This is a genomic window from Brevundimonas naejangsanensis (genome assembly GCF_000635915.2).
In the GTDB taxonomy this organism is placed as follows: Bacteria; Pseudomonadota; Alphaproteobacteria; order Caulobacterales; family Caulobacteraceae; genus Brevundimonas; species Brevundimonas sanguinis.
The window spans coordinates 1,978,540-2,003,410 of record NZ_CP015614.1 but is presented as its reverse complement, the minus strand read 5'-3'; the positions used below and the strand labels follow the sequence as shown (position 1 = coordinate 2,003,410).

Below are 24,871 nucleotides of genomic sequence, written 5' to 3'. Positions count from 1 at the left end.
GCGGCGATCGGCGATCCGCTTGTCCCTTATGAGACGCGGGTGAACGTTATGGCGCACTCCGGGGCCTCTCTAACCCCAGCCTCCGCGGCGGGTTTCCTGACTGTTGACCTTCCCTTGATGGGAAGGTTTAGCAGTGTCGTCGTCAAAGGTTTGCGAGGACGACGCCATGGCCGCCGAAGGCTTCAGAACACTGGATATACCCGTGCTGGGCATGACCTGCGCCAGCTGCGTGGGCCGGGTCGAAAAGGCCATCCGCGCCGTGCCGGGCGTCACGCACGCGCAGGTCAATCTGGCCGCCGAGCGGGCGCAGGTGTCGCTGTCGCCTGACGGTTCCGCCGCCGCCGTGGCCGCCGCGATCAAGAGCGCAGGCTATGAGCCGATGCAGGAGGAGGTCGCCTATCCTGTGCGGGGCATGACGTGCGCGTCCTGTGTCGGCCGCGTGGAAAAGGCGCTGGCCGCCGTGCCGGGGGTGCTGTCGGCCAGCGTCAATCTGGCGACCGAGCGGGCGACCGTGCGCTTCCTGTCGGGGACGACGACGTTTCAGGATCTGGCCGCCGCCGTGGAACAGGCCGGCTATGTGCTGGACACGCCCGAGAACGCCGGGCCGGACGCCAGCGACCGCGAACAGGCCGCTCGCGACGCCGAGATCAGGAAGCTGGGCCGGGCGGTGCTGATCGCGGGCGCGGCGACCCTGCCGCTGTTCGTGCTGGAGATGGGCTCGCACTTCGTGCCGGGGATGCACCACTGGATCGGCGAGACGATCGGCGCCTTCAACTGGAAGGTCATCAGCTTCGTGCTGGCGACCTTCGTGCTGTTCGTTCCGGGGATCATCTTCTACCGCAAGGGCGTGCCCGCCCTGCTGCGCTGGGCGCCGGACATGAACTCCCTCGTCGTGCTGGGCGCGACGGCGGCGTGGACCTTCTCGACGGTGGCTACGTTTGCCCCGCAGTGGCTGCCTGCGGGCACGGCCAACATCTATTTCGAAGCGGCGGCGGTGATCGTCACCCTGATCCTGGTCGGGCGCTGGATCGAGGCGCGGGCCAAGGGCCGCACGGGCCAGGCGATCCGCCGCCTGATGTCGCTTCAGGCCAAGACTGCGCGCGTGGTGCGCGACGGCGTCGAGCAGGACGTGGCCGTCGATGCGGTCAAGGTCGGCGACGTGGTCGTGGTGCGCCCCGGTGAGCGAGTGCCGGTCGACGGCGTGGTCACGGACGGGGCCTCCTTTGTCGATGAATCCATGCTGACGGGCGAGCCGATCCCAGTCGAGAAGACCGCCGGCGGCAAGGTCACGGGCGGCACGCTGAACACCACCGGCGCCTTCCGTTTCGAGGCGCGTCAGGTCGGCGCCCAGACCGTGCTGGCCCAGATCGTCAAGATGGTCGAGGCCGCCCAAGGGGCCAAGCTGCCGATCCAGGCGCTGGTGGACAAGGTGACGGGCTGGTTCGTGCCCGCCGTCATGGCCATCGCCGCCCTGACCTTCTTGGCGTGGTTCCTGTTCGGGCCGTCGCCGTCGCTGGGCATGGCGCTGGTCAGCGCGGTGGCCGTGCTGATCATCGCCTGTCCGTGCGCCATGGGGCTGGCGACGCCGACCTCCATCATGGTGGGCGTGGGCCGAGCGGCCGAGCTGGGCGTGCTGTTCCGCAAGGGCGAGGCGCTTCAGGCCCTGCAGGGCGTGGACGTCGTCGCCTTCGACAAGACCGGCACCCTGACCGAGGGCAAGCCGACATTGACCGATCTGGTCACGGCCGAGGGCTTTGACGAGGCGACGGTGCTGGCCCAGGTGGCGGCGCTGGAAAGCCTGTCTGAGCACCCGGTGGCCCGCGCCCTGGTCGCTGCGGCCGAGGCGCGCGGCGCGACGGTGGCCCGGCCGCTGGACTTCGCCTCCATCCCCGGCAAAGGCGTGACGGGTCTGGTTGACGGGGCGCGCGTCGCGGTCGGCGCCGACCGCTACATGGCCGAGTTGGGCTGCGACGTTGCCCTGTTCGCCGAGGCGGCGGCCCGTCTGGGCGACGAGGGCAAGACGCCGCTCTACGCCGCCGTGGACGGTCGACTGGCCGCCATCATCGCCGTGGCCGACCCGGTCAAGGCGACGACGGCCGAGGCGATCGCCGCCCTGCATGAGCTGGGGCTGAAGGTGGCGGTCATCAGCGGCGACAACAGCCGCACCGCCGCCGCCGTGTCGCGTCGTCTGGGCATTGACGAAGTCCACGCCGAGGTCATGCCGGACGGCAAGGTGGCGGTGATCGAGGCGCTTAAAAAGGGCGGGCGCAGGGTCGCCTTCGTCGGCGACGGGGTGAACGACGCCCCGGCTCTGGCGGCGGCGGACGTTGGTCTTGCGGTCGGGGGCGGCTCGGACGTGGCGATCGAGAGCGCGGACGTGGTCCTGACCGGCGGCGACCTGCGCGGCGCGGTCAGCGCCATCGGCCTGTCGCGGGCGACGATGAACAACATCCGCCAGAACCTGGCCTGGGCCTTCGGCTACAACGTGCTGCTGATCCCGGTGGCGGCGGGGGTGCTGTATCCGGTCTTCGGCCTGATGCTGTCGCCCATGCTGGCGGCGGGGGCCATGGCCCTGTCCAGCGTCAGCGTGGTGCTGAACGCCCTGCGCCTGCGCGCCTTCAAACCCCATATCGGCAGCGCGAAGGGAGCCGCGCGATGAACATCGGCAAGGCTGCTGAGGCGACCGGCGTCTCGGCCAAGATGATCCGCTATTATGAGGCGCAAGGGCTGATCCGCCCTGCGGACCGCACCGAGGGGAATTACCGCGACTTTTCAGAGCGCGACCTGAACGACCTGCGCTTCATCCGCCGGGCGCGGGGGCTGGGCTTTTCAATTGAGGAGATCAGCCGCCTGCTGTCCCTGTGGCGCGACGAGGCCCGGCCCAGCCGCGAGGTCAAGGCGATGGCGCAGAAACATCTGGAGGATCTGGACGCCCGCATCCGCGAAATGCGCGAGATGGCCGACACCCTGCGCTACCTGGCCCAATGCTGCGCCGGGGACGAACGTCCGGACTGTCCCATCCTGTCGGATCTGGCGGGCGGATCCGCCGGTCAGCAATAGCGCGCGGACTGAAGCTGAACGTCAGAATGACAACGGCGGCGCCCCTCGCGGGACGCCGCCGTTTCTCGTTCCAGCCGGGGCAGGAGGCCGGAGCGAATGGCTAGACCCTTTGCGGGTCAGTCGGAATCGACCGCACCCGGAACAAGGGTCCAGAACTACTTGGAGCAAATATCTGAGTTGAGTTGGGCATGCGTCCAACTCAGCCGATTTCGCTCTTGGCTGTTAGGCCAGAACCATGATGGCGACGCGGCGGTTCTGGGCGCGGCCTTCACGGGTGTTGTTGGGAGCCACCGGCTTTGAGGCGCCGTAGGAGATGGTCGCCATGCGGTTCAGGGCGATGCCCTGATCGCTCAGGAAGCGACGCACCGCTTCGGCGCGTTCTTGGCCAAGACGCTCGTTGATCTGGTCGGTGCCGGTCGAGTCGGTGTGGCCCTGGATCTCCAGGTACACGTTGGCGTTCTCGGCGCGCAGGCGCTGGACCAGTTCGGCCAGGCGCTGTTCGGCTTCCGGCGACAGTTCGGTGTGGTTGACCGGGAATTTCACCGAGTCGTCCGACAGAACGACTTCGTACAGGAATTTGCCTTGGGCCAGTTTGTGCGCGGCGTTGGCGCGGGCAAGGGCTTCGCCCGCCGTGCCTTCGACCTGCGTCAGATGAGCGTCGACGCCGTCTACGCGCTCGTTCACGACCTGGACGTTGTCGCGGACGAACCGATGGCTGGCGCAGCCGCTGACGGCGATGCCGAGAACGGCGACGGCGCCGATAACAGCGGTCCTAGATGCCAAATTGATCAAATCAAGTCTCCTTCGTGCCCGGCCCAACTCCGGGGATGTTACGCGCCGCACCGATGTCGGTTGCAAAACGGCGGAGCAAAGACGCGCGAAGAAGTGAAAAGGTTCAGCTTGACTGTAAAAAAATATAAAGAACCGACGTTCTTGTTATTCTCCCTTCCTCGCCTGACGCCTTTTTCCTGACGTTCTCAGGTGATCAGTTTCTCGCGATCTGAACGGCGAGGAGCCTTGTTGCAAATGTCACCATCGGGCGTTCGCGGAACCTGCAGCGGAACAGGCGCCAGGTAGTGAGGCGGGCGTCGAGGCGTAAACGGTCCGGGGTCCTGCCGGTTGCGGCCAGCATCGCGGCGCATGGCCTGATCCTGGCGATGATGATGACGGCTCCGGTCAAGCCCGTCGTCGCGCCGCCGCCGCCGCCGCCGGTCGAGGTGATCCTGGTCGAGCCGCCCCCGCCCGCGCCTTCAGAGCCGGCGCCGGGCGATGCGCCGGCGGGAGGCGCCGAGGCCGCGCCCGCGCCTCAGCCTGAACCGGCGCCTGCCGCCCCCGCGGTTGCGACGCCCGTTCCGGTTCCGGCGAAAACGCCCCAGAAGGCGCGGGCCGCTGCCCCGACGCCGCCGACGCCTCGCCCCCCTCGTCCGACGCCTGTGGCGCCGCAGGTCGAGCCGCTGCCGATCTCGGCGCCGGAACCCAGCGTGTCCTTCGTGCTGTTGGGAGACGGCGCGCTCAGCGGCGCCTTGACCGCGGGGCAGGGGACGGGCGGAGGCGGCGGGGCGGGCTCCGGGTCGGGCGGCTCGGGCGGCGGCTCCGGTTCAGGCGCAGGGGGCGGTTCAGGGCAGGGGTGCGACATGGTCAAGCGCATCCAGAACGCCCTGCGCAATGATGCGCGGATCAACGCCGCGATCGGACAGGCCTATCGCACCTCCGGCGCCTCGGGCCGGGCGATCCTGATGTGGAACGGCGACTGGCTGCAAAGCCCCGGCGAGGCAGGCAAGGGGCTGGCCGGGGTGCGACAGGCCATCGCCGTCACGGTCGGTTTCTCGCCGCGCGCCTGTAAGGCCGAGACCGTGAACGGCTATGTATTGCTGACGCTCAGCGACCAGCCGGGCGCGCCGCGCGTGGCGCTGGGTAGCGGCGGGCGCTGGCGCTGGTCCGACCTGCTGTCCCTCTAGCCGGTCACGCCGAGCCCGAGGGGGCCGTAAAGCCAGGTCAGCCAGGCGCCGATGGCCAGAAAGACGCCGAACGGCAGGCGGTCGGTTCCGGCGACGGGGCGGCGCAGGACGACCTTGGCCGCGACGAGGCTCAGGCCGCTCAAGGACGCCCACAGCAGCACGCTGGGCAGGCCCATCCAGCCGACCCAGGCGCCGATCGCGCCCAACAGGAAAGGATCGCCCCCGCCCAGCCCGTCGCGACCGCGCAGGCGCTTATAGATAAAGGCCAGCAGCCATAGGCCGCCGAAGCCCGCCGCCGCCCCGATCAAGGGCGTCTTCAGCGGGCCGACCAGCGACCATTGCAGGCCGCTCTGCACATTGGCGGGGTCCAGCGCCACAGCCGCGAACAGGCCGCTGAGAAACAGCGGCAGAGTCAGGGCGTCCGGCAGCCAGAAATGCTCGGCGTCGATGATGGCGATCAGCAGCAGCTGCCAGCCCAACACCGCGCCCGCCAGCGCCCAGGCGGGATCGTCGAAGCGCAGCGCCGCCCAGACGCCGATGGCGGCGGCGGCCAGCTCGATCAGGGGATAGCGCACAGGAATGGCCGCGCCGCAGTCGCTGCACTTCCCGCGCGTCATCGCCCAACTGACGACCGGGATCAGCCGCCAGGGCTTCAGGGGGCGCTCGCATGACCCGCAACGGGAGCGCTGCACGACGACATCCTGGCCCTTGGGCAGACGCAGGCTGACCAGGCCCAGAAAGCTGCCCACGATCAGTCCCAGGCCGCCCATCAACGTCGCCAGCATGCGCTTCCCTCTGTCTTCTTATCCAGTCTCGGCTCCTAGTGCGGCGATCCTCCGACGACATGCAATGGAAATGCTGAAACGCAAAGGTTGTGTCGCATCGCGGCGACACCTAACGACCTATCCGTCGCGGGCGTCGCTGAAGACTGGACGCGCGACCTTTCAAATGGATATTCGGGTTTTGTGACCATAGTTTCGGCGATCGACAAATTGACGCCGCGCGAACGGGAAATTCTTCTGCTCGTAGCGGAACGTCTGGGCGACAAGGAGATCGCCCAGCAACTGAACCTGTCGCCCCGCACCGTTCAGAACCACCTGCATCGCGCCTATGAGAAGCTGGGCGTTTCCGACCGCCAGCAGGCGGCCCGCCTGCTGAGTAATTCCTACTCACGGCAATCGCCGCCCCTGTCGTCCGAGCCGTTTCTGGGCTCAGAACATGGCGTCCTTGCAGGTTCCGAACGTGTCGAGGACGGGAAGACACCCTGGCCGGTTCCCTTCTATGGGAGCTATGTAGGCCTGGGGCGCTGGCGTCGGCCACGCACGGTCGGCGGCTCTGTTCTGCTGTTGATCCTGGGCGGGGCGCTGGCGTGGATTCTGCTCGCAGCCGCTGCGATCAGTTTAATTCCTCCCGTCCTGGAGATGATCCATAGCCTGCGCTGACGCTTATGATGGGCGGAGATGCGCATGATCAAAGGGATTTAAGCGCCTGACGACTGATCGGGCCGAGCGGAGACGTCGATGACCCCTGTGCAGCTCGCACTGCAGTTCGCATTGCTGGCGTTCAGTCTGGCGGGCCTTTTCCTGCTGCTCTGGCGGGGAAGGACCTGGGACCGTGCGGCCGCCGGCGTCGTCCTGATGGCTCTGACCTTGTCCTACGCGGTCGATGACGCGAGCCCGCAGGGGTTTGAGTTCGGCGTGGTCATCATCGATACGACGGCCTTCCTCGCCCTGTGGTTGATCGCCGAGCGGGCGGGGCGGTGGTGGATCGTGATGGCCGCTGCGCTGCACCTGGTGTCGACCTTGGTCTACGTCGCGCCGTTCTTGACCTCGACCAGTCTGGCCTGGGCCGCGATGACGTTGATCTGGGTCCTCTGGTTCCTGACGTCACTGACATTTTTCTTCGGCGTCTGGGAAATCGAAGCCGCCCGACGCTTCGCCTTTGGGGGGCGACATGGCTCAACAGTGGACGATGGAGGCGGCCCGCGCGCTGCTTCGTCAATGGAATGACAAACGGCTTGAGGCCTCCGTTCGTGCGGGGGGGCTGATGGCTGAACTGGGGGCGCTTGAGGTCTGGCTGCTGGAGCAGCGGCCTGAGACCCTGGCCGAGGCGGAGCGCCTTCTGGACCTGATCACATCACACGAAAGCGGCGGCGGGCGCGGGCTGGAGCAGCTGTGCCGCATCGGCGGCGGGGTTCGTAACGACGTCGACGCCCATCGCAGCCGGGTGGAGCACAGCTTCGCTCCGCGCGCCTCGGGACCGCTGGCGGGGCGCGCCTAAAAGTCATCATTTGATGATGGTCGGCCAGGGTTTCGTCCTGCCGACCGGACTGTTACAGCCGTTGACAGTCCGCGACGAAGCCTTGCGCCGTCGCTCCGCAAAGCGGTTTTTCCTCCCATGAATTTCGCCGTTCGCGCCGCGTCTCTCGCGTCCGCCTCTCTGTCCGTGCTTGCTTTCGCCGCGCCTGTTCTGGCCGAAGCGCCTATAGACACCGGCCCGACCCAGGTGTCCGAGATCGTGGTGACGGCCGAGCGCCGCGAGGCGCCGCTGGCGGCGACGCCGTTGTCGCTGACGGTGGCGAGCCAGCCCCTGCTGGACGGCGTCGGCGTGCGCGACATCAAGGATCTGCAGATCCTGGCGCCGGGCCTGATCGTGGCCTCGACCTCGAACCAGACCTTCACCACCGCCCGCATCCGCGGCGTCGGCACGGTAGGCGACAATCCGGGCGTGGAGAGCTCGGTCGGCGTCATGATCGACGGCGTTTACCGCCCGCGCAACGGGGCGGCGCTGGGCGATCTGGGCGAGGTCGAGCGCATCGAGGTGCTCAAGGGTCCGCAGGCGACCCTGTTCGGCAAGAACACCTCGGCGGGCGTCATCAACGTCGTCACCGCCGCCCCGTCGTTCGACGCGCGCATGGCGGGCGAGGCGACCTTCGGCGACTATGGAACGCACGGCGGCTCCGTCTCCCTGACCGGCCCGATCGTGGACGAGGTTCTGGCCGGGCGGCTGTATGCCGCCGCGCGTCGCCGCGACGGCCTCTATGACGTGAAGACGGGGGAGGGGCCGCGCACCTCGACCGACGATCAGAGCGAACACTATGACACCGTGCGCGGTCAGCTGCTGTGGCGCGCCACGCCGGACCTGACCGCCCGCCTGACCGCAGACTGGACCGAGCGGGACGAGCGCTGCTGCGTCGGCGTTCAGCTGGTGACAGGCGCGACGGCGCCCCTGCTGGCGACCTTTGCGCCCGACGGCGGCGTGGCGGCGACGCCGAAGCCGTGGGATCGCGTGGCTTATTCGAACCGCGACACCAACACCCGCATCCGCGACAAGGGGCTGGCGCTGCACCTGAACGCCGATCTGGGCTGGGCGACGTTGGAAAGCACCTCGGCGGTGCGCGACTGGCGCGGCGTCATCAGTCAGGACTGGGACTTCACCTCGGCCGACCTGGCCTATCGCCCGGACGACGGCAGCTGGTCGAACCGCTTCCGCACCCTGACGCAGGAGTTCCGCCTGTCGGGCCAGAACGGAAAGCTGGACTGGTCGGCCGGCGCCTTCTTCGCCGATGAGAAGCTGACCCGTCGCGACAGCCTGTTCTACGGCGCCGATTACGAAGGCTATGTCAGCCGCCTGCTGTCGCGCTCGGCGTCGAACCCGCTGGGCGACCCGGCCTTCGTGTCCGGCATCACGGGGCTTCCCGTCGGCCAAAGCTTCGTCGAGGGCGAGGGTCAGCTGGACCGCTATTGGCAGACGGCCCGCAGCGCCGCCCTGTTCGGCCAGGTCTCCTACGCCGTGACCGACCGCCTGACCCTGACCGGGGGCCTGCGCCGCACCCATGAGACCAAGGAGATGACGGCCGCCTATCACAACACCGACGGCGGGCGCGCCTGCGCCGCCGCCCTGGCCAACGGCGTCCGCAACGCCATCCTGTGCCTGCCGTGGTCGAACCCCGCCTTCAACGGCCTGAGCCAGTCCGAGACGGTCAAGGACGAGGCCTGGACCGGCATGGCCCGCGCCGAGTTCAAGGCGGCCGAAGGAACGCGCCTCTACGCCTCCTGGTCGCGAGGGCGTAAGAACGGCGGCTTCAACCTGGACCGGGGACAGACCAATCTGGTCCCCGACGCCTCGCGCGCCTTCCCGGCCGAGAGCGCCGACGCCTTCGAAGCGGGGATCAAGAGCGTGATGCTGGACCGGCGCCTGCTGGTCTCGGCCGCCGCCTTCCGCCAGACCTATGACGACTTCCAGCTGAACACCTTCCTGGGCACGACCTTCCTGGTCCGCTCCATCCCCGAGGTGCGGGCCAAGGGCGTCGAGGCGGACTTCATGTTCCTGCCGTTCGAGGGTCTGTCGCTGCAGGGCGGCCTGACCTACGCCCAGACGGAGTATGGCGACGACGCCGTGCCGGGCCTGCCGCTGCTGGCGGGCAAGCGGATGAACTTCGCTCCCCTGTGGAGCGGATCGCTGGCCGGAACCTATGAGCGGCCGGTGACGGCCGGCTTGACCGGACGGGTGACGTTGGCGGCCAAATATTCGTCGGAATACAACACCGGCTCGGACCTCGATCCGGCCAAGAGCCAGCCGGGCTTCTGGCTGGTGGACGGCCGCGTCGCCCTGGCGCGGGACGATGCGTGGAGCGTCGAGCTGTGGGGCCGCAATCTGTTCGATCAGGACTATCGCCAGGTGGCCTTCGGCGCCCCGTTCCAGACGGGCACCCTGGGCGCCTTCCTGGGCGCGCCGCGCACGGTGGGCGTGACTCTGCGGGTCATGCGCTGAGGCCATGAAAAAAGGACGCCGGCGATGCTGGCGTCCTTTTTAAATTCTCGGTCGGATCAGTCCTTGTCGCGGGCCGCAGCCTTGGCCGCGCGCTCGGCCTGGCCGCGCCAGCCATAGCCTTCGCCATGTTTGCCGACGCTGACGAAGGTCGCCTCCTCAGCCTTGTGGAAATACTGCTCGGACACCATCCAGCCCTTGAAGGGGCGCAGCACCGACAGGCACATGGCCGCCAGCACCGGGAAGGTCACCAGGAAGTGGACCCAGACCGGCGGATGAACGGTGAACTCGAAGATCATGAAGGCGATCATGCCGACGACGCCGACGGCGCACATGACGAAGAAGGCCGGGCCGTCCGCCGGATCGGCGAACTTGTAGTCCAGCCCGCATTCGGGGCAAGACTCGCGCAGGCTCAGATAGCCCTTGAACACGGGACCCTGGCCGCAGCGGGGGCAGCGGGCGCGAACGCCGGTCTTCACGGGGCTGATCGGAGGATAGACGGGATCGGACACTAAAGCTGTTCCTGCGGCGAACGATGTCCATGATGTCGGCCGTTCGTCACAGGGAAGCAAGCGGGTGTTTTGTCCTATCCGCGACAGACCCTCGCGTCAGGCCCCGTTAACGACGATTAAAGCCCTTCGCGCGAGCATGCGCGCGATATGTCCGGGGCCCCCGCCAAGAAGCGCGTTCTGCAGACGACCGTGGCGGCCGCCGCGGCGGGCGTCGTCGTCTTCGCGCCTCTGGCTCCGGCGCCGTCGCTGGCCCAGGCGGGCGCTCCAGTCGAGATACGCATCGGCGCCAATGCGGGCTTCACCAGGATCGAGTTCGCCGGGGTCGTCGGGGCGCGCGCACGGGTGCGTCGGGACGGCCGCACGGTCGTGGTCCGCATCGGCACGACCGCCGCTCCCGACGTCAGCCGCCTGCGCGTCGATCCGCCCAAGGGGCTGGAGAAGATCGAGACCCGCGCCGCCCAGGGCGCGACCGAACTGGTCCTGATCCTGGCCGAGGGGGCGGGCGCGACCAGCGGGTCCGCGGACGGCGCCGTCTGGCTGAACCTCTATGCGCCGGCCAAGGACGGCGACGGTCTGCGCCGCTCGCCGGTGCCGATCGGCGGGGCGGTGCCGGTGGCGGCCGAGGTCAAAGGCCAGCAGACGGTGATGCGTTTCGCCTGGAACGGGCCGGTCGGCGCCGCCGTCTTCCGGCGCGGCGAGGCGGTCTGGGCCGTGTTCGACCACGCCGCCCGCATGCAGATGAAGGGCGAGGGCCTGAACGGCGCCCGCTGGGCCGCCGGGCCTGACTTCACCGCCGTGCGCATTCCGGTCGAGCCGGGTCAGGCCGTGGCCGCCCGCGCCGAGGGCTCGACCTGGGTCGTGACCATCGGCGGAACCGCCCCTGCGCCCAGCGGCGTGGACATCGAGCGCGACGACGCGGTCAAGGCGTCGCTGACCGCCCGCATGGCCGGGGCGACCCGCACCGTCTGGCTGACCGACCCGATGATCGGCGACCGCTTCGCCGCCGTCACCGCCCTGGCCCCGGGCAAGGGGCTGAAGACCGGACGGCGTACGGTGGACGCCGGCTTCCTCCCGACCGCCCACGGCCTGGCGGTCGAGACCCCGACCGACGATCTGAGCGTCACCGCCGACGGCGATCTGGTGACGGTGACAAGGCCGCGCGGCCTGACGCTGTCCTCGCCGACCGCCGGGCTGGAACGGGCGGCTGAAGGCGCCGACGCGCCGCGCGCGGCGTCTCGTCCGGCGCTGATCCCGGCCGACTGGTCCGCCGATGCGGGCGAGGGGGGCTTCATCGCCCGCCACCGCGCGCTGCAGGACGCCGCCGAACGCGAAAGCGGCCGCGCCGTCGAAGACCCGCGCGCCCCGATCGAGGCGCGGCTGGCCTATGCCCGCTTCCTGGTCGGGCATGGTCTGGGGTTCGAAGCGGTCGGGGTGCTGAACGCCCTGATCAAACAGACGCCCGCCATGCAGGGCGTGGCCGAGGTGCGCGGCCTGCGCGGCGCCGCCCGCGCCTCCATCGGCCGGTTTAACGAGGCGGAGGCCGACTTCTCGTCCGGCGCCCTGGCGGGCGATCCCTCGACCAAGGTGTGGCAGGGCTATATCGCGGCCCAGCAGGGCGACTGGACCAATGCGCGGCGGCTGTTCGCGGCCGGCGCAGGGGTGGTCGACGGCTTCGCTCCCGAATGGCGCGCGCGCTTCGGCGCCGCCCATGCGATGGCGGCGGTCGAGACCGGCGACGCCGACGCCGCGCGCGAATTGCTGGCCTATGTCTTCAGCCAGCCGAACGTCTCGGCCCCCGGTCAACTGACCGCCCGCCTGGTGCAGGCGCGCCTGTTCGAACTGGACGAGAAGCCCGACCGGGCTCTGGCGGTGTACAAGGCGGTGGCGCGCGCCCCGCTGGACGGCGTCGCCACGCCCGCGCGCCTGGGCGTCATCAAGCTGGAGATGGCCAAGGGGACGCTGAAGGCGGACGCCGCCGCCGCCCAGCTGGAGGCGCTGAAATGGCGCTGGCGCGGAGATGCGACCGAGCTGGCGGTGATCCGCACTCTGGGCGAGCTTTATCTCTCGCAGGGCCGCTATCGCGAGGCTCTGACCACGCTGAAGACGGCGGGGCCGAAGATCGTCACCCTGCCGGGCGGCGACCGGCTTCAGGCTGATCTCGACAACGCCTTCCGCGCCTTGTTCCTGGAAGGCGCGGCGGACGGTCTGCAGCCGGTGCAGGCGCTGGCCCTGTTCTTCGACTTCCGAGAACTGACGCCCGTCGGCGCCGACGGCGACGAAATGGTGCGCCGGCTGGCGCGGCGCCTGATCGACGTCGACCTGCTGGATCAGGCGGCGGAGCTGCTGAAGTATCAGGCCGAGAACCGGCTGGACGGGGTGGCCAAGGCTCAGGTCTCGACCAATCTGGCCGCCGTCTATCTGATGAACCGCCAGCCGGAAGAGGCGCTGCAGGCCCTGTGGTCGTCGCGCACGACCCTGCTGCCGACCGCCATGAACATCGAGCGCCGCGCGCTGGAGGCTCGCGCCCTGATGGAACTGGGGCGCTATGACCACGCGCTGGAGGTGCTGGGCAAGGACGCCTCGCCCGCCGCGCGCGACGTGCGCGCCGACATCCTGTGGAAGCAGCAGCAGTGGGGGGCGGCCGCCGCCCTCTATGAGCAGCGCCTGGGCGACCGATGGAAGGAGACCGCCGCGCCGCTCAGCGAGGTCGAGGAGACGCGCCTGATCCGTGCGGGCGCGGGATATTCGCTGGCGCGGGACGCGGGGGCGCTCTCCCGTTTGTCCAAGAACTACGCCGCCTTCGCCGAGGGCGCGCGCTCGCCGGGCGCGATCCGGGTAGCGCTGGCGGGGCTGGACGGCGGCGACTCGGGCCGACCCCAGGACTTCGCCGCCCTCAGCGCCGGGGCCGACGCCTATGCCGGCTGGATCGCCCAGACCAAGGCCGAGTTCCGGGCGAAGACGGGCGCGGGCCAATAAAAAAACCCCCCTCCCGGCGGGAGAGGGGTTTTTTGCATCAATCCTGACGAGCAGGACGAACGCGCCGTAAAGGCTTAGCCGTTGACGGCGTCCTTCAGCGGCTTGGACACGCGGAAGCGCACGGCCTTCGAGGCCGGGATCTTGATCGTCGCGCCCGTGGCCGGGTTGCGGCCTTCGCGCTCGGCGCGCTCAGCCGTGTCGAACACGCCCAGGTTGGAGATACGGACGTCGTCGCCCGACTTCAGAGCCTTGTGGATGTTCTCGACAATGGCGGCCAGAACCTTGCCGGCGTCAGCTTGCGACACGCCCGCGTCTTTGGCGACAGCGGCGATCAGTTCAGCTTGAGTGGTCATGAGGGTATTTTCCCAATGGTGGTCGCCCGGAAGGAAGCGCCGAGCGAGGACCGGGGGATCAACGACGGTTTTTGTGAACTTGGCAAGCCCGCATCGCCCAGAAGGCCTTGCAGGCTGGGGATTTATCCTGCGCCGGAGGCTCTCTGGAAGCTCTCGACGAGGCTGCCCGCGACCAGTCTCCACCCGTCCACCAGCACGAAGAAGATCAGTTTGAAGGGCAGGCTGACCACCACCGGCGGCAGCATCATCATGCCCATCGACATCAGCACGCTGGCGACCACCAGATCGATCACAAGGAACGGAACAAAAAGAAGAAATCCGATGGTGAAGGCGGTCTTCAGCTCGCTGATCATGAAGGCCGGGGTGACCACTCTCAGGGGCAGGTCCTGCATGTTCGCGGTGGCCGTGACGCCCGACAGTCGAGTGAACAGGGCCAGGTCGTCCGGCTTCACCTGAGCCAGCATAAAGGTTTTTACCGGTTCGGACGCCGCATCGAAGGCCTGAGGCAGTTCCATCTGCTGATCCATCAGCGGACGGACCCCCGAATCATAGGCGTCCTGCCAGGTCGGAGCCATGACGATGGCGCTCAGGAACAGGGCCAGGGACACCAGGACGGCGTTCGGCGGCGACTGCTGCATCCCCAGCGCCGTGCGCAGAAGCGACAGCACCACGACGATCCGCACGAAGCTGGTGGTCATGATGACGATGGACGGCGCCAGCGACAGCACCGTCATCAGCCCCACCAGTTGCACCACGCGCTGCGTCAGGCCGGCGCCGGTCCCCAGGTCGATGTTGATGGCCGATCCGCTCTGCGCCGCCTCCTGCGCCAGGGCGCCCAGCGGCCAGATCAGGCACAGGGCGGTGGTGATCAGCGACAGCAGGGCCGCGCGTTTGAGTTCGGCGCGGGTCGGCATGGCGAAAACTGCGGGGCGTTTCACTTCACGCCTCCCGGTTGGCGCGGCTCGATCAGTTCGCGGCCCTCGCCCAGCAGGATTAGCCGTTCTTCGTCATCGACGCGGATCAGGACCAGACGGCGCGACGGGTCCAGCACCAGAGTCTCGACGACCTTCATCCGCCGCACCTGTCCCTGCTGGCCCTGAAAGCGCGCCAGAATCTCCGGCGCATAACGACGCGCCGCCCATGCGGCCAGGCCGATGATGCCCAGGGTGATGGCCAGGCCGAAGATCGCCCGGAACAGATCAAGGAAGTTCATGCGGATGCAGCCCCAGACGCGCGACGATCCGGCGTTCGGCCGCCACGCTTCGGGCCATGTTTCAACGGACGTGGTTAACGGCGCGTTTAGGGATACGGGATATTAACCATGCAGGCGGCAAAATCTGCCGATCCGTTCGTCCGAGGGATTCGCATGTCCGTCACCGACCTGCCGCTGCTGAATCAGATCAAGGGCCGTCTGGCCTGGCTGGACGACCGTCAGCGGGTGATCGCCGAGAACGTCGCCAACTCCGACACCGCCGGCTATGTCGCGCGCGACCTGAAGACGCCAGCCGACTTCGCCGCCGCGGTGCGCAAGAACGCAGGGCTTCGGATGGTCGCCACCAACGCCCAGCATGTGTCCCCGCCGGCGCGGGCGCCGCAGTTCGAGGGGATGGCGTCGCCGGATTCCGAGACCACCCTGGACGGCAACTCGGTCGTGGTCGAAGAGCAGATGCTCAAGATGGCCGAGAGCCGCATGGCCTATGACGCCGCCATCGGCTTCTACCAGAAGTCCATGCAGATGATCCGCCTGGCGGCCAAGAAGCCGGCCGCCTGAGGGGAAATGAAACATGCCTGACCCGATCAACAACCGCCCGGTAAGTCCCCGCAACACCGCCATGGCGGTCGCCTCCAGCGCGCTGAAGGCGCAGCAGTCGCGGATGCGGATCATCGCCGAGAACATCGCCAACGCACAGTCCACCGCCACTGTCGCGGGCGGCCAGCCGTATCGCCGCCAGATGCCGGTGTTTCAGGCACGCGACGTGGACGGCGCGACTGGCGTCGCCCTGGCCGAGGTGCGGCCGGATCAGAGCGACTTCCGCAAGGACTACGACCCGTCGCACCCGGCGGCGGACGCCGAAGGCTATGTCATGCGGCCCAACGTCGACACCCTGATCGAGGCGATGGACATGCGCGAGGCGCAGCGCGCCTATGAGGCCAACCTGAACGTCATCGAGACGGCGCGGAACATGGATTCGCGCACCCTCGACATCATCAAGAAGTAAGGGGCTAAGGCATGAACCCCATCATGGCCGCCCGCGCCTACGCCGCCGTTCAGGGCGGAGGCGGCGTCAGCGTCACGACCTCGGCCAACGCCGCCGCGAGCGCCGGTCCGAACGCGGCCGGCGGCTTCGCCGACCTGTTGCAGAACGTCATGACGCAGACGACGCAGGCCACCCGCGTCGCCGAGGCCCAGATGGCCCAGTCGGTTCAGGGCCAGGGCAATCTGATCGACGTCGTCACGGCCATCTCGTCGGCCGAGGCCTCGCTGGAGACAGTGATGGCCGTCCGCGACCAGGTCATCTCGGCCTATCAGGAGATCATGAGGATGCCGATCTAGCGTCGGCTTCTCCATTTCCTGACGAGTGCGGATCGAACCAGCGCCCCGCACGCTTTCTTTCCCGACAGTGAAAGGAAGACCCATGCTCAAGGACAAGAACTCCTCGGCCATCGTGGCGGTCAAGGATCTGGATTGCGCCCGCGCCTTCTATTCAGACGTGCTGGAGCTGAACCTGGCTGATAGCGGGATGGAAGGGATGCTGGGCTACCGCACCGGCGGCACCTGGCTGATCGTCTACAAGTCCGACTTCGCCGGAACGAACCAGGCCAACGCCGTATCCTGGGATGTCGGGGTCGAGCTGGACGACATCGTCGCCGCTCTGAAGGCCAAGGGCGTGGCGTTTGAACGCTATGACGGCATGGAGCACGACGGCGACATCCATGTGTGCGGGTCCCTGCGCCTGGCGTGGTTCAAGGACCCGGACGGCAATGTGCTGCATCTGGTCGGCGGCGCCGGCGCAGGCTGAGCCTAGCCTTCCAGAGACACCACCGGCTGGCTGACGGCGGCGCTGCGGCCGCGCGCCTTCAGCCAGGCGCGGATGCGGTTCTGGATCGGCTGGTCGATCAGATAGTGCAGGCCAAAGGCGAAGACGAAGGCGGCCAGCACGCCCAGACCCCACAGCCCCCAGCGCCAGGCTTCGCCTAGCGCCAGCTTGCCGGCCACGGCGTCGGCCAGGCCGAACCAGGCGATGCGCACCACTTCGTTCGAGATGAACATGGAGAAGGACACCATCGCCGCCTGCTCGACCAGTTTTGAGGGCCTGCGTCCAGGAACGGCCCCCGCCGCCAGGATGATGAGGCTGATGAAGACCAGCGAGATCAGGGCGTGTTTGTCGAAATATTGGACCCCCGCCAGGGCGACGGCGGCCAGCACGCCGGCCCAGCCGGCGACGCGCGGGTTGATCCATACCCCTTGCGCGAACCAGGCCAGACCCATGCCGAGGATGAACAGGGGCAGGGCGCGCCAGATGCCCAGGTTCAGCGGCATCTGATAGACGGGATATTTCAGGATCGCCCAGCTCAGCTCATTGGCGGCCAGATAGCCGACGACGACCAGAATCAGCGCCGTCCACGGCCCGATCCGGCTGAGGCCGCGCAGCACGAAGGGAAAGGCGACGTAGCAGCCCAGCAGCGCCGAGATCGACCACGTCGGCGCGTTCCAGCCGATGCCGCCGGGCACGCCGAACGACTGCACCAGCGCGATCTGGGCGGGAAGTTGGTCCCAGGCGAACCACTCGGGATGGTTGGGCGGCATCCCTGCAGCCGTGGCGACGAGCACCAGCGCCACCAGCAGGCCCAGGACGATCAGGTGCGCCGGAAACACCCTCAGCGCCCGCTTCAGGAAGAAGTCCGTCTTGGACATCCGCCCCGACCCGACGGCGCGGCCATAGACGCGCATCAGCACATATCCGCTGTCGATCAGGAAGAAGTTGGTCAGCAGAAAGCCGCCCCGCTCGAACACGGGATGCAGCCCTTCGGCCAGCGGCACGGGCGCCGACATCTGGAAGTGATGCAGGATGATCAGGGCGGCCACGATGAAGCGCAGCGCATCCAGCCACCCCCCGCGCCCGATCGGCGGCGGCTCATTCCGGGACGAAAACACGGCCTGCAACATGGCGACCCCCCTTGTTCAGAGGGTTCCATGCAGGAAAGAGGCCGTCTCGCCATGTCCTTCTCCCCTTGTGGGAGAAGGTGGTCCGTGAGGACGGGATGAGGGGTGTCGGCGCTGCGGTCGGTTGTCGCGTGCCTGCGTGAAGCGCCTTTCGGATGGGGCGGGCGCGCTTACACCCCTCATCCGTCAGGCTTCGCCTGCCACCTTCTCCCACAAGGGGAGAAGGAAGATGATCCTACCCCCGCACCAGCCGCAGGAATTCCTCACGCGTGCGCGGGTCTTCGCGGACGGCGCCCAGCAGGCAGCTGGTGGACAGGCTGGCGCCTGGAACGTCTACGCCGCGCATGGTCATGCAGCTGTGCTCGGCCTCGATGACGACGCCGACGCCGACCGGACGCAACACTTCCTGGATGGCCTGGGCGATCTCGGAGGTCATCTTTTCCTGGATCTGCAGACGGCGGGCGTAGCCGCGCACCACGCGCGCCAGCTTGGAGATGCCCACGACCCGGTCGGTCGGAAGATATCCCACGTGCGCCTTGCCCACCACCGGCAGCATGTGGTGTTCGCAGAAGCTGACGAAGCGGATGTCCTTCAGGACGATCAGTTCGTCATAGCCGCCGACCTCTTCGAAGGTCTTTTCCAGATAGTCGCGCGGTTCGACCTCATAGCCCTGGAACAGCTCGCGATAGGATTTGGCGACGCGCTTGGGCGTCTCGATCAGGCCTTCGCGCGCGGGATTGTCGCCGGCCCAGCGGATCAGGGTGCGGACGGCGGCTTCGGCTTCTTCCTGCGAGACGGGCGGGGTGGGGGCGTGATCGGTCATGGGCGCTTCATAGCGCCGAGCCGCCGCCGAAGGCCAGAGCCGAGCTTGAGCGACTTTTTGTCCGGACGGTTAGCGCGGCGTTAACCATCCTGTCGGCATTTTCTGCCCACTGTCCCGTGTCTGATGTTCGGCGGGTTTGGGGAACAGCGATGAACGGCGCGGAAGTTCTGGATGTAGGGCGCGACGCCCTGTGGCTGACCATTCAGCTGTGTCTGCCGATCCTGACGGTAGCGCTGGGCGTCGGCGTCTCCATCGGCCTGTTTCAGGCCCTGACGCAGGTTCAGGAGCAGAGCCTGGTCTATGCGCCCAAGATCGTCGCCGTCTTCGCCGCCCTGTTGCTGTTTCTGCCGATGATGGGCGCGCTTCTGGGCGGGTTCATGAACGAAATCGCCGCCCGCATCGCGGGAATGTAAGGCGAGGGCAGGCGGGTGGAGCCCTATGCGACGGCGGAGCAGGTCTGGACCGGCGGGCTGATCTTCGCGCGCGTCGGCGCCATCCTGATGCTGCTGCCCGGTTTCGGGGAATCCTATGTGCCGCCGCGGGTGCGGCTGTCGCTGGCCCTGGTGCTGTCGCTGGCGTTGTGGCCCATCGTGGCCAGCAGCCTGCCGGCCCTGCCCGCCACCCTGGGCGCCACCGTCGGCTGGGTCATGCGCGAGGTGCTGACCGGGCTGGCCATCGGCGCCATCCTGCGCAGCTTCATGACCGCCATGACGACGGCGGGCGAGGTCGTCTCCCTGCAGACCACCCTCGGCTTTTCTCAGACGGCCAACCCGATGCAGGCCCAGCCGGGCACGACCCTGTCGGCTTTTCTGATGCTGCTTGGCGTGACCCTGGTGTTCGCCACCAACACCCATCATCTGTTCATCGGCGGCATGGTCGGATCCTATGAGGCGATCGCCCCGGCCAAGCCGCTGATCGTGTCGGACTTCACCCAGATGGCGATCCGCACCCTGAGCCAGAGCTTCGCGCTCGGGGTGCAACTGGCGGCGCCGGTGCTGGTTTTCGCCCTGATCTTCAACCTGGCTTCGGGGCTGGTGGCGCGCGTCATGCCCAGCTTTCAGGTCTATTTCGCCGCCGCGCCCTTAAGCGTCGTTCTGGGGCTGTCGGTGTTCGCCCTCAGCCTCGGGGTTCTGGGCACCGTCTTCATCGACCGCTATCGCACGGTAGCGGCCTTCTTCACGGGAGGCGCCGTTGGCTGACGGTCCCGATCCCGAGTCGAAAACAGAAGAAGCCACCCCGCGAAAACTCGAACAGGCGCGCAAGAAGGGCGATGTCGCCAAGTCGCCGGACGTGGCGCAGGCCTTGTCGCTCGCGGGCGCGGCCTGGGTGTTGCTGGCGGGGGGCGGCATGTTCGCCACCCAGATCGCCGAGGGGCTGATGCCCTTCCTGTCGCAGCCGCACGCTATGATCGGCGGGCTGGAGGCGGGGGCCGGCATCGAGATCGGGATGCGCGCTGTCTGGGTGGTGACGCCGTTTCTGGCGGCGGTGTCGTTCGCGGTCATTCTGGGCGGGGTCGGGGGCAATCTGGCGCAGTCGGGCCTGATCTTCACCGCCGACAAGATCAAGCCCAAATGGTCCAAGGTGAACCCGCTGGAGGGGTTCAAACGCATCTACGGCCCGGACGGCGTGGTGCAGTTCCTCAAGACGTTCATCAAGCTGGTCGCCATCGGCGCCGTGTGTTTCTGGGTGCTGAACCCGCATGTGCGCGAACTGGAGGCACTGGCCGCCATGAGCCCGGCCTACATCCTGCCGTTCGCGCGGGACCTGGCGCTGGCGCTGATGGTGTCGGCCCTGGTGTTTCTGGGGCTGACGGCGGGCATGGACTATCTGTGGCAGCGAATGCGCTTCGCCAAGCGGATGCGGATGACCAAGGAAGAGCTGAAGGACGACTTCAAACAGTCCGAGGGCGACCCCCATGTAAAGGCCAAGCTGCGCCAGATCCGCATGCAGCGCGGCCGCCAGCGGATGATGCAGGCGGTGCCGGACGCCACGGTCATCATCACCAACCCGACCCACTATTCGGTGGCCCTGCGCTATGAGCCCGATCAGGGCGACGGCGCGCCCGTCTGCGTCGCCAAGGGCGTGGACGCCCTGGCCCTGCGCATCCGCGAAGTGGCCAAGGAGCACCAGGTGCCGATCGTCGAGAACGTGCCCCTGGCCCGCGCCCTCTATGCGGCAGTCGAGGTCGACGATGTGATCCCTCGCGAACATTTCGAGGCGGCCGCCAAGGTCATCGGCTTCGTCATGCAGCAGCGGAAACGGCGGTGAGGGGAGACGGGCGCCACGCCTCTCCCTCCCCGTCCCGGGGAGGGAGAGGCGTCGTGCTAGAAGGTATGCTGACGAACCCTGATTCGCGCGGGCGAGACGCCATGATGATTTCCCGACCCCAAGACAGGTTGAAGGCGCAGGCGACGCGCCGCCCGACGTTCGATCCTCTGCTGGTGATCATGGCCGTGGGCTTCACCCTGGCGGTCGCCGCCATCGCCTATCCGGCCTTTCGGGCCAACGCCTTCAGCGCGCCGGGTCTGATGCTGATCTTCGCGGCGGGCGCCACGGCGCTGATCTGGCTGTTCGCCTTCGGCCGGGCCGAGGTGCGGCGCGCCAATGGCGATACGGCGGTCGAGATGCTGGACGCCCTGGCCGAGCCCGCCGCCCTGGTGTGGCCGTCGGGCCAGGTGCTGGCTTACAACGCCGCCTGGGCCGAAGAAAACGGAACCGTCACCACGCTTCCCAGGTCCGGCAAGGGAGGGGGCAAGTCCGCTCAGGCCCTGTACATGGCCTTCGCCCAGGCGCGTGAAGGCCAGCAGGGCCGCGCCATCGTCCAGATCGGCGCGCGCGAGAAGGAGGTGCTGATCGGTCAGGCGGGGCAGGGGCGCTTCCTGGTCCGCGCCGCGCCCGACGCCGTCCTGCCGCTGGCCCCGTCTGCGCCCGCTGCGCCCCAGCCCATCGCCTCGACCGGCGAGGCTCGCGCCATGGCCGCAGGCGCCCCCTTCGGCTCGGCCGTCATCGGCGGCGAAGACCTGTTCGCAGGACGAGCTGAGGAGCCGAACGCGGCCATGGCCCTGCTGACCGGTCCGGCGGCCTCGGGCGACGCCGCCTTCGGCCATCTGTTCGACCCGGCGGGCGTAGCCGAGGCCCGGACCAAGCTGGAGGCCGGCTCCTCCGGCCCGATCGAGCTGATCGCCCGCGCCCACCCGGACCGCCAGCTGCACCTCTATGTCGCCCCCGAAGGCGATAAGCGCCGTGTCTGGCTGTTCGACGTGGCGGCGCAGAAGTCGATGGAGCTGCAGCTCTCCCAAGCCCAGAAGATGCAGGCCGTGGGCCAGCTGGCGGGCGGCGTGGCGCACGACTTCAACAACCTGCTGACGGCGATCCAACTGCAGCTGTCCGGCCTGCTGGAGCGTCACCCGGTCGGCGATCCCTCCTATGACGGGCTGAACGAAATCCGCCAGACGGCCATCCGCGCCGCCGATCTGGTGCGCAAGCTGCTGGCTTTCTCGCGCAAGTCGACGGTGCGGCGCGAGCGGCTGGACCTGGGCGAGCTGGTCGGCGAGTTCGCCGTCCTGCTGCGTCGTCTACTGCGCGAGGACGTGCGGCTGGAGACCGACTACGGCCGCGACCTGCCGCTGGTGCTGGCCGACAAGAGCCAGCTGGAGACGGCGGTGATGAACCTGGCCGTCAACGCCCGCGACGCCATGCGCGGCGTGGTCGAGCCGGGCGCGGGCGTGGTCACCATCAAGACGCGCCGCCTGACGGGCGCGCAGGCTCGCGATCTGGGCTGGCGCGAGGCCCCCGAAGAGGTCGCCCTGATCGAGGTCTCGGACACCGGCCCCGGCGTGCCAGCGGCCCTGCTGGACAAGATCTTCGAGCCCTTCTTCACCACCAAGGCGGTGAACGAGGGGACGGGTATGGGGCTGGCCACCGTCTACGGCATCGCCCAGCAAGCGGGCGGCCACATCACTGTCGTCAACCTAGATGGCGCCGGCGCGGCCTTCCGCATCTTCCTGCCCGCGGCCACGGCCGAGGAACTGGTCGAGGCCCCGGCGGTCGAGAAGGTCGTCAAGGCGCCGCGCGACCTGTCGGGCGCCGGCCGCATTCTGTTTGTCGAGGACGAGGCGGCCGTGCGCGGCATCGCCGCCCGCCTGCTGCGCCAGCGCGGCTATGAGGTGATCGAGGCCGCCGATGGCGAGGAGGCTCTGATCCTGGCTGAGGAGTGGGCGGGCCAGATCGACATGCTGATCTCGGACGTCATCATGCCCGGGCTGGACGGCCCGTCGCTGCTGCGCAAGGCGCGGCCGTTCCTTGGCGACGCGCCGGTCATGTTCATCTCGGGCTATGCCGAGAGCGACTTCTCGGACCTGCTGCAGGACGAGGTCGGCGTGTCCTTCCTGCCCAAGCCGCTGGACATCAAGACCCTGGCCGAGCGCGTGAAGCAGGAGCTTCACGCGAGCTGATTCAGGGCGAGGGCGTCAGGCCCTGAGGTCGAGGCGATCTTCCGAAGACCAGCGCCGCTCCCGCGCGGCTTCGTGCAGGGTGTCGGCGAGATCGAGCAACTGATGACGGCGCAGACGTGGAATCACCTCCAGCAACCGCAGGCGCAGGCTTTCCGCTTCGGCGTCGGAGAGGAAGGCGTCGCGAGAACGGACAGGCATGATGCACCATCCTTGAAAAGCGACCGCAATGACGGTCCGGGGCGTGCGGAAAACCGCTATTTGCCGCTTTAGGTTCCGAAAACTGGCCTTGGCTCGACAATTGTGAACAAAGGCGACGTTCAAGGCTTGGGTCTGGCGCGCGCGGCCCTAGATAGGGTCCAGAGGAATCACACGCCGTAAAGAGGAGTCTCCCATGGCCTTCACCCTGCCCCCGCTGCCCTACGCCTATGACGCGCTGGAGCCGGCCATCGACAAGGAGACGATGACCTTCCACCACGACAAGCACCATCAGACCTACGTCGACAACCTGAACAAGTTCGTCGACGCCACGCCCGAGGCGCAAGGCAAGTCGCTGGAAGAGATCTTCGCGATGATGTCCAAGCTGCCCAAGTCGATCCGCAACAACGGCGGCGGCGTGTGGAACCACAGCCTGTTCTGGGAGCTGCTGGCCCCGGTCGGCACGGGCGGCGAGCCCTCGGCCGAACTGGCCGCCAAGATCGACGCCGAACTGGGCGGCATGGACAAGTTCAAGGCTGACTTCGACGCGGCCGGCGCCGGTCAGTTCGGTTCGGGCTGGGCCTGGCTGATCCTTCAGGACGGCAAGCTGAAGGTCACCTCGACCCCGAACCAGGACAACCCGCTGATGGACGACGCGGCCGAAAAGGGCGCCGTCCTGCTGGCCGCCGACGTGTGGGAGCACGCCTATTACCTCAAGTACCAGAACCGCCGCGTCGACTACCTCAAGGCCTTCTGGTCGGTGGTGAACTGGAACAAGGTCAACGAACTGTACGAAGCCGCTAAGGGCTGAGCCTTCGGTTTGCTTGACTCAGGGAGGGCGGGCCTTCATAAGCCCGCCCTTCTCGCATCGGGTTCGTCCCGAGGCGCGATGTCTATTACGGACGATGCGTGGACCGCCGTTGAGATCGCCGCTCCAATAGGGGAGGGGCCGGGCCGCATCATGATGAAGAGTGACATATGTCCAAGCGCCACAGCGCCAAGTACAAGCTCGACCGGGCCATGGGTGAAAACCTGTGGGGTCGCGCCAAGTCTCCTGTCAACAAGCGCTCCTACGGCCCCGGCCAGCACGGTCAGCGCCGCAAGTCCAAGGTCTCTGACTTTGGTCTGCAGCTGAAGGCCAAGCAGAAGCTGAAGGGCTACTACGGCAACATCACCGAGAAGCAATTCGCGGCGACCTACGCCGAAGCCGCCCGCCGCAAGGGCAACACCTCGGAAAACCTGATCGGTCTGCTGGAATCGCGCCTGGACGCCATCGTCTACCGCGCCAAGTTCGTGCCGACCGTCTGGGCCGCCCGTCAGTTCGTCTCGCACGGCCACGTCACCGTCAACGGCAAGAAGGTCGACATCGGCTCTTACCGCGTGAAGGTCGGCGACGTCATCGAGGTCAAGGAAAAGTCGCGCAATATGGCCCTGGTGCTGGAAGCCCAGCAGTCGGGCGAGCGTGACCTGCCCGACTATCTGGAACTGGGCGATCGCGGTTTCTCGGTCCGTTACGGCCGCGTGCCGGAACTGTCCGACGTGCCGTACCCGGTGAAGATGGAGCCGAACCTGGTCGTCGAATACTACTCCTCGTAAGTTCGACGG

The 24,871-nt window shown here is 67.9% G+C and carries 27 protein-coding genes; 18 read left to right on the top strand and 9 right to left on the bottom strand.

Features of this window, described 5'->3' with window-relative positions; translation table 11 throughout:
* Positions 1–166 precede the first annotated feature (166 nt).
* Together DA69_RS09510 and cueR are read left to right on the top strand one after the other, a co-directional pair.
* Positions 167–2,659 carry a heavy metal translocating P-type ATPase gene (locus tag DA69_RS09510; protein WP_025978490.1) on the top strand — a complete coding sequence of 831 codons (2,493 nt, stop codon included), beginning with the start codon at positions 167–169 and terminating at the stop codon, positions 2,657–2,659.
* On the top strand, positions 2,656–3,060 hold the full coding sequence (gene cueR, locus DA69_RS09505) for a Cu(I)-responsive transcriptional regulator (protein ID WP_025978489.1): 405 nt from the start codon (positions 2,656–2,658) through the stop codon (positions 3,058–3,060). The genes DA69_RS09510 and cueR overlap by 4 nt, the downstream gene beginning before the upstream one ends.
* A gap of 222 nt (positions 3,061–3,282) precedes the next feature.
* Here the strand turns inward: cueR and DA69_RS09500 are convergent, their stop codons facing one another.
* A complete protein-coding gene (locus DA69_RS09500; protein WP_082891526.1) occupies positions 3,283–3,843 on the bottom strand; it encodes an OmpA family protein in 561 nt (186 codons plus the stop codon).
* A 293-nt stretch (positions 3,844–4,136) separates the two neighbouring features.
* On the opposite strand from DA69_RS09500, the gene DA69_RS15025 reads away from it, so the two are divergent.
* Positions 4,137–5,018, top strand: coding sequence for a hypothetical protein (locus DA69_RS15025; protein WP_025978487.1), 882 nt, complete (start codon positions 4,137–4,139; stop codon positions 5,016–5,018).
* Here DA69_RS15025 and DA69_RS09490 read toward each other — a convergent pair.
* Positions 5,015–5,803 carry a prepilin peptidase gene (locus tag DA69_RS09490; protein ID WP_025978486.1) on the bottom strand — a complete coding sequence of 263 codons (789 nt, stop codon included), beginning with the start codon at positions 5,801–5,803 and terminating at the stop codon, positions 5,015–5,017. The two genes, DA69_RS15025 and DA69_RS09490, sit on opposite strands and share 4 nt — an antisense overlap.
* An 87-nt stretch (positions 5,804–5,890) precedes the next feature.
* Here DA69_RS09490 and DA69_RS09485 point away from each other — a divergent pair, with 87 nt between their 5' ends.
* The 4 genes from DA69_RS09485 (at position 5,891) to DA69_RS09470 (ending at position 9,791) form a co-directional block, all read left to right on the top strand.
* The gene (locus DA69_RS09485) at positions 5,891–6,460 is read left to right on the top strand and encodes a helix-turn-helix domain-containing protein (RefSeq protein WP_025978485.1); all 570 of its coding nucleotides are present in this window, start codon (positions 5,891–5,893) and stop codon (positions 6,458–6,460) included.
* A 78-nt stretch (positions 6,461–6,538) separates the two neighbouring features.
* Positions 6,539–7,027, top strand: coding sequence for a hypothetical protein (locus DA69_RS09480; protein WP_025978484.1), 489 nt, complete (start codon positions 6,539–6,541; stop codon positions 7,025–7,027).
* A gap of 37 nt (positions 7,028–7,064) precedes the next feature.
* A complete protein-coding gene (locus tag DA69_RS09475; protein WP_025978483.1) occupies positions 7,065–7,298 on the top strand; it encodes a hypothetical protein in 234 nt (77 codons plus the stop codon).
* Positions 7,299–7,415: 117 nt separating this feature from the next.
* The gene (locus tag DA69_RS09470) at positions 7,416–9,791 is read left to right on the top strand and encodes a TonB-dependent receptor (RefSeq protein WP_025978482.1); all 2,376 of its coding nucleotides are present in this window, start codon (positions 7,416–7,418) and stop codon (positions 9,789–9,791) included.
* Between the two features lie 56 nt (positions 9,792–9,847).
* Here the strand turns inward: DA69_RS09470 and DA69_RS09465 are convergent, their stop codons facing one another.
* Positions 9,848–10,300: a DUF983 domain-containing protein gene (locus tag DA69_RS09465; protein ID WP_025978481.1), complete on the bottom strand. Its 453-nt coding sequence runs from the start codon at positions 10,298–10,300 to the stop codon at positions 9,848–9,850.
* Between the two features lie 147 nt (positions 10,301–10,447).
* Here DA69_RS09465 and DA69_RS09460 point away from each other — a divergent pair, with 147 nt between their 5' ends.
* The gene (locus DA69_RS09460; protein WP_025978480.1) at positions 10,448–13,276 is read left to right on the top strand and encodes a hypothetical protein; all 2,829 of its coding nucleotides are present in this window, start codon (positions 10,448–10,450) and stop codon (positions 13,274–13,276) included.
* 74 nt (positions 13,277–13,350) lie between these two features.
* Here the strand turns inward: DA69_RS09460 and DA69_RS09455 are convergent, their stop codons facing one another.
* The 3 genes from DA69_RS09455 to DA69_RS09445 all read right to left on the bottom strand — a co-directional run bounded on the left by DA69_RS09455 (position 13,351) and on the right by DA69_RS09445 (position 14,842).
* Entirely contained in the window at positions 13,351–13,629 is a 279-nt protein-coding gene (locus DA69_RS09455; RefSeq protein WP_025978479.1) for an HU family DNA-binding protein, read from the bottom strand.
* 122 nt (positions 13,630–13,751) lie between these two features.
* Positions 13,752–14,543, bottom strand: a complete 792-nt coding sequence (gene fliP, locus DA69_RS09450; RefSeq protein ID WP_025978478.1) for a flagellar type III secretion system pore protein FliP — start codon at positions 14,541–14,543, stop codon at positions 13,752–13,754.
* A 20-nt stretch (positions 14,544–14,563) separates the two neighbouring features.
* Complete coding sequence (locus tag DA69_RS09445; RefSeq protein WP_024353562.1) at positions 14,564–14,842, bottom strand: FliO/MopB family protein; 279 nt, start codon at positions 14,840–14,842, stop codon at positions 14,564–14,566.
* Between the two features lie 153 nt (positions 14,843–14,995).
* Between DA69_RS09445 and DA69_RS09440 the strand changes: the two genes are divergently transcribed.
* The 4 genes from DA69_RS09440 to DA69_RS09425 all read left to right on the top strand — a co-directional run bounded on the left by DA69_RS09440 (position 14,996) and on the right by DA69_RS09425 (position 16,649).
* Entirely contained in the window at positions 14,996–15,400 is a 405-nt protein-coding gene (locus DA69_RS09440; RefSeq protein ID WP_025978477.1) for a flagellar basal body protein, read from the top strand.
* Between the two features lie 13 nt (positions 15,401–15,413).
* A complete protein-coding gene (flgC, locus tag DA69_RS09435) occupies positions 15,414–15,848 on the top strand; it encodes a flagellar basal body rod protein FlgC (RefSeq protein ID WP_025978476.1) in 435 nt (144 codons plus the stop codon).
* An 11-nt stretch (positions 15,849–15,859) separates the two neighbouring features.
* Positions 15,860–16,183, top strand: a complete 324-nt coding sequence (gene fliE, locus DA69_RS09430; protein ID WP_025978475.1) for a flagellar hook-basal body complex protein FliE — start codon at positions 15,860–15,862, stop codon at positions 16,181–16,183.
* Positions 16,184–16,265: 82 nt separating this feature from the next.
* On the top strand, positions 16,266–16,649 hold the full coding sequence (locus tag DA69_RS09425; protein ID WP_025978474.1) for a VOC family protein: 384 nt from the start codon (positions 16,266–16,268) through the stop codon (positions 16,647–16,649).
* Between the two features lie 2 nt (positions 16,650–16,651).
* On the opposite strand, the gene DA69_RS09420 is transcribed toward DA69_RS09425, so the two are convergent.
* Both DA69_RS09420 and folE read right to left on the bottom strand, forming a co-directional pair.
* Positions 16,652–17,797 (bottom strand): acyltransferase family protein, encoded by a 1,146-nt coding sequence (locus DA69_RS09420; protein ID WP_025978473.1) that lies wholly within the window; start codon positions 17,795–17,797, stop codon positions 16,652–16,654.
* 232 nt (positions 17,798–18,029) lie between these two features.
* Positions 18,030–18,617 (bottom strand): GTP cyclohydrolase I FolE, encoded by a 588-nt coding sequence (gene folE, locus DA69_RS09415; RefSeq protein ID WP_025978472.1) that lies wholly within the window; start codon positions 18,615–18,617, stop codon positions 18,030–18,032.
* 149 nt (positions 18,618–18,766) lie between these two features.
* Between folE and fliQ the strand changes: the two genes are divergently transcribed.
* The 4 genes from fliQ to cckA all read left to right on the top strand — a co-directional run bounded on the left by fliQ (position 18,767) and on the right by cckA (position 23,071).
* The gene (gene fliQ / locus DA69_RS09410; protein ID WP_024353554.1) at positions 18,767–19,030 is read left to right on the top strand and encodes a flagellar biosynthesis protein FliQ; all 264 of its coding nucleotides are present in this window, start codon (positions 18,767–18,769) and stop codon (positions 19,028–19,030) included.
* Positions 19,031–19,045: 15 nt separating this feature from the next.
* A complete protein-coding gene (fliR, locus tag DA69_RS09405) occupies positions 19,046–19,816 on the top strand; it encodes a flagellar biosynthetic protein FliR (RefSeq protein WP_025978471.1) in 771 nt (256 codons plus the stop codon).
* Positions 19,809–20,885, top strand: a complete 1,077-nt coding sequence (gene flhB / locus DA69_RS09400; RefSeq protein ID WP_025978470.1) for a flagellar biosynthesis protein FlhB — start codon at positions 19,809–19,811, stop codon at positions 20,883–20,885. Before fliR ends, flhB begins: the two co-directional genes overlap by 8 nt.
* Before the next feature lie 104 nt (positions 20,886–20,989).
* On the top strand, positions 20,990–23,071 hold the full coding sequence (gene cckA / locus DA69_RS09395) for a cell cycle histidine kinase CckA (protein WP_201105678.1): 2,082 nt from the start codon (positions 20,990–20,992) through the stop codon (positions 23,069–23,071).
* Between the two features lie 15 nt (positions 23,072–23,086).
* On the opposite strand, the gene DA69_RS14920 is transcribed toward cckA, so the two are convergent.
* Positions 23,087–23,392 carry a hypothetical protein gene (locus tag DA69_RS14920; protein ID WP_235599142.1) on the bottom strand — a complete coding sequence of 102 codons (306 nt, stop codon included), beginning with the start codon at positions 23,390–23,392 and terminating at the stop codon, positions 23,087–23,089.
* A gap of 70 nt (positions 23,393–23,462) precedes the next feature.
* Here DA69_RS14920 and DA69_RS09385 point away from each other — a divergent pair, with 70 nt between their 5' ends.
* Together DA69_RS09385 and rpsD are read left to right on the top strand one after the other, a co-directional pair.
* Positions 23,463–24,077 carry a superoxide dismutase gene (locus DA69_RS09385; RefSeq protein WP_025978467.1) on the top strand — a complete coding sequence of 205 codons (615 nt, stop codon included), beginning with the start codon at positions 23,463–23,465 and terminating at the stop codon, positions 24,075–24,077.
* A gap of 167 nt (positions 24,078–24,244) precedes the next feature.
* Complete coding sequence (gene rpsD, locus DA69_RS09380; protein ID WP_025978466.1) at positions 24,245–24,862, top strand: 30S ribosomal protein S4; 618 nt, start codon at positions 24,245–24,247, stop codon at positions 24,860–24,862.
* Positions 24,863–24,871: the final 9 nt, after the last annotated feature.

What these genes read in the sequence shown, in the direction of transcription:
- DA69_RS09490 (WP_025978486.1), bottom strand. Translation starts at nt 5,803, where the DNA reads ATGCTGGCGACGTTGATGGGCGGCCTGGGACTGATCGTGGGCAGCTTT.
- DA69_RS09385 (WP_025978467.1), top strand. Translation starts at nt 23,463, where the DNA reads ATGGCCTTCACCCTGCCCCCGCTGCCCTACGCCTATGACGCGCTGGAG.
- DA69_RS09455 (WP_025978479.1), bottom strand. Translation starts at nt 13,629, where the DNA reads ATGACCACTCAAGCTGAACTGATCGCCGCTGTCGCCAAAGACGCGGGC.
- DA69_RS09445 (WP_024353562.1), bottom strand. Translation starts at nt 14,842, where the DNA reads ATGAACTTCCTTGATCTGTTCCGGGCGATCTTCGGCCTGGCCATCACC.
- flgC (WP_025978476.1), top strand. Translation starts at nt 15,414, where the DNA reads ATGCCTGACCCGATCAACAACCGCCCGGTAAGTCCCCGCAACACCGCC.
- DA69_RS09420 (WP_025978473.1), bottom strand. Translation starts at nt 17,797, where the DNA reads ATGTTGCAGGCCGTGTTTTCGTCCCGGAATGAGCCGCCGCCGATCGGG.
- cueR (WP_025978489.1), top strand. Translation starts at nt 2,656, where the DNA reads ATGAACATCGGCAAGGCTGCTGAGGCGACCGGCGTCTCGGCCAAGATG.
- DA69_RS09425 (WP_025978474.1), top strand. Translation starts at nt 16,266, where the DNA reads ATGCTCAAGGACAAGAACTCCTCGGCCATCGTGGCGGTCAAGGATCTG.
- folE (WP_025978472.1), bottom strand. Translation starts at nt 18,617, where the DNA reads ATGACCGATCACGCCCCCACCCCGCCCGTCTCGCAGGAAGAAGCCGAA.
- fliQ (WP_024353554.1), top strand. Translation starts at nt 18,767, where the DNA reads ATGAACGGCGCGGAAGTTCTGGATGTAGGGCGCGACGCCCTGTGGCTG.
- DA69_RS09470 (WP_025978482.1), top strand. Translation starts at nt 7,416, where the DNA reads ATGAATTTCGCCGTTCGCGCCGCGTCTCTCGCGTCCGCCTCTCTGTCC.
- DA69_RS09475 (WP_025978483.1), top strand. Translation starts at nt 7,065, where the DNA reads ATGGCTGAACTGGGGGCGCTTGAGGTCTGGCTGCTGGAGCAGCGGCCT.
- fliE (WP_025978475.1), top strand. Translation starts at nt 15,860, where the DNA reads ATGAACCCCATCATGGCCGCCCGCGCCTACGCCGCCGTTCAGGGCGGA.
- DA69_RS09480 (WP_025978484.1), top strand. Translation starts at nt 6,539, where the DNA reads ATGACCCCTGTGCAGCTCGCACTGCAGTTCGCATTGCTGGCGTTCAGT.
- DA69_RS09510 (WP_025978490.1), top strand. Translation starts at nt 167, where the DNA reads ATGGCCGCCGAAGGCTTCAGAACACTGGATATACCCGTGCTGGGCATG.
- rpsD (WP_025978466.1), top strand. Translation starts at nt 24,245, where the DNA reads ATGTCCAAGCGCCACAGCGCCAAGTACAAGCTCGACCGGGCCATGGGT.
- DA69_RS09440 (WP_025978477.1), top strand. Translation starts at nt 14,996, where the DNA reads ATGTCCGTCACCGACCTGCCGCTGCTGAATCAGATCAAGGGCCGTCTG.
- fliP (WP_025978478.1), bottom strand. Translation starts at nt 14,543, where the DNA reads ATGCCGACCCGCGCCGAACTCAAACGCGCGGCCCTGCTGTCGCTGATC.
- DA69_RS09460 (WP_025978480.1), top strand. Translation starts at nt 10,448, where the DNA reads ATGTCCGGGGCCCCCGCCAAGAAGCGCGTTCTGCAGACGACCGTGGCG.
- cckA (WP_201105678.1), top strand. Translation starts at nt 20,990, where the DNA reads ATGATTTCCCGACCCCAAGACAGGTTGAAGGCGCAGGCGACGCGCCGC.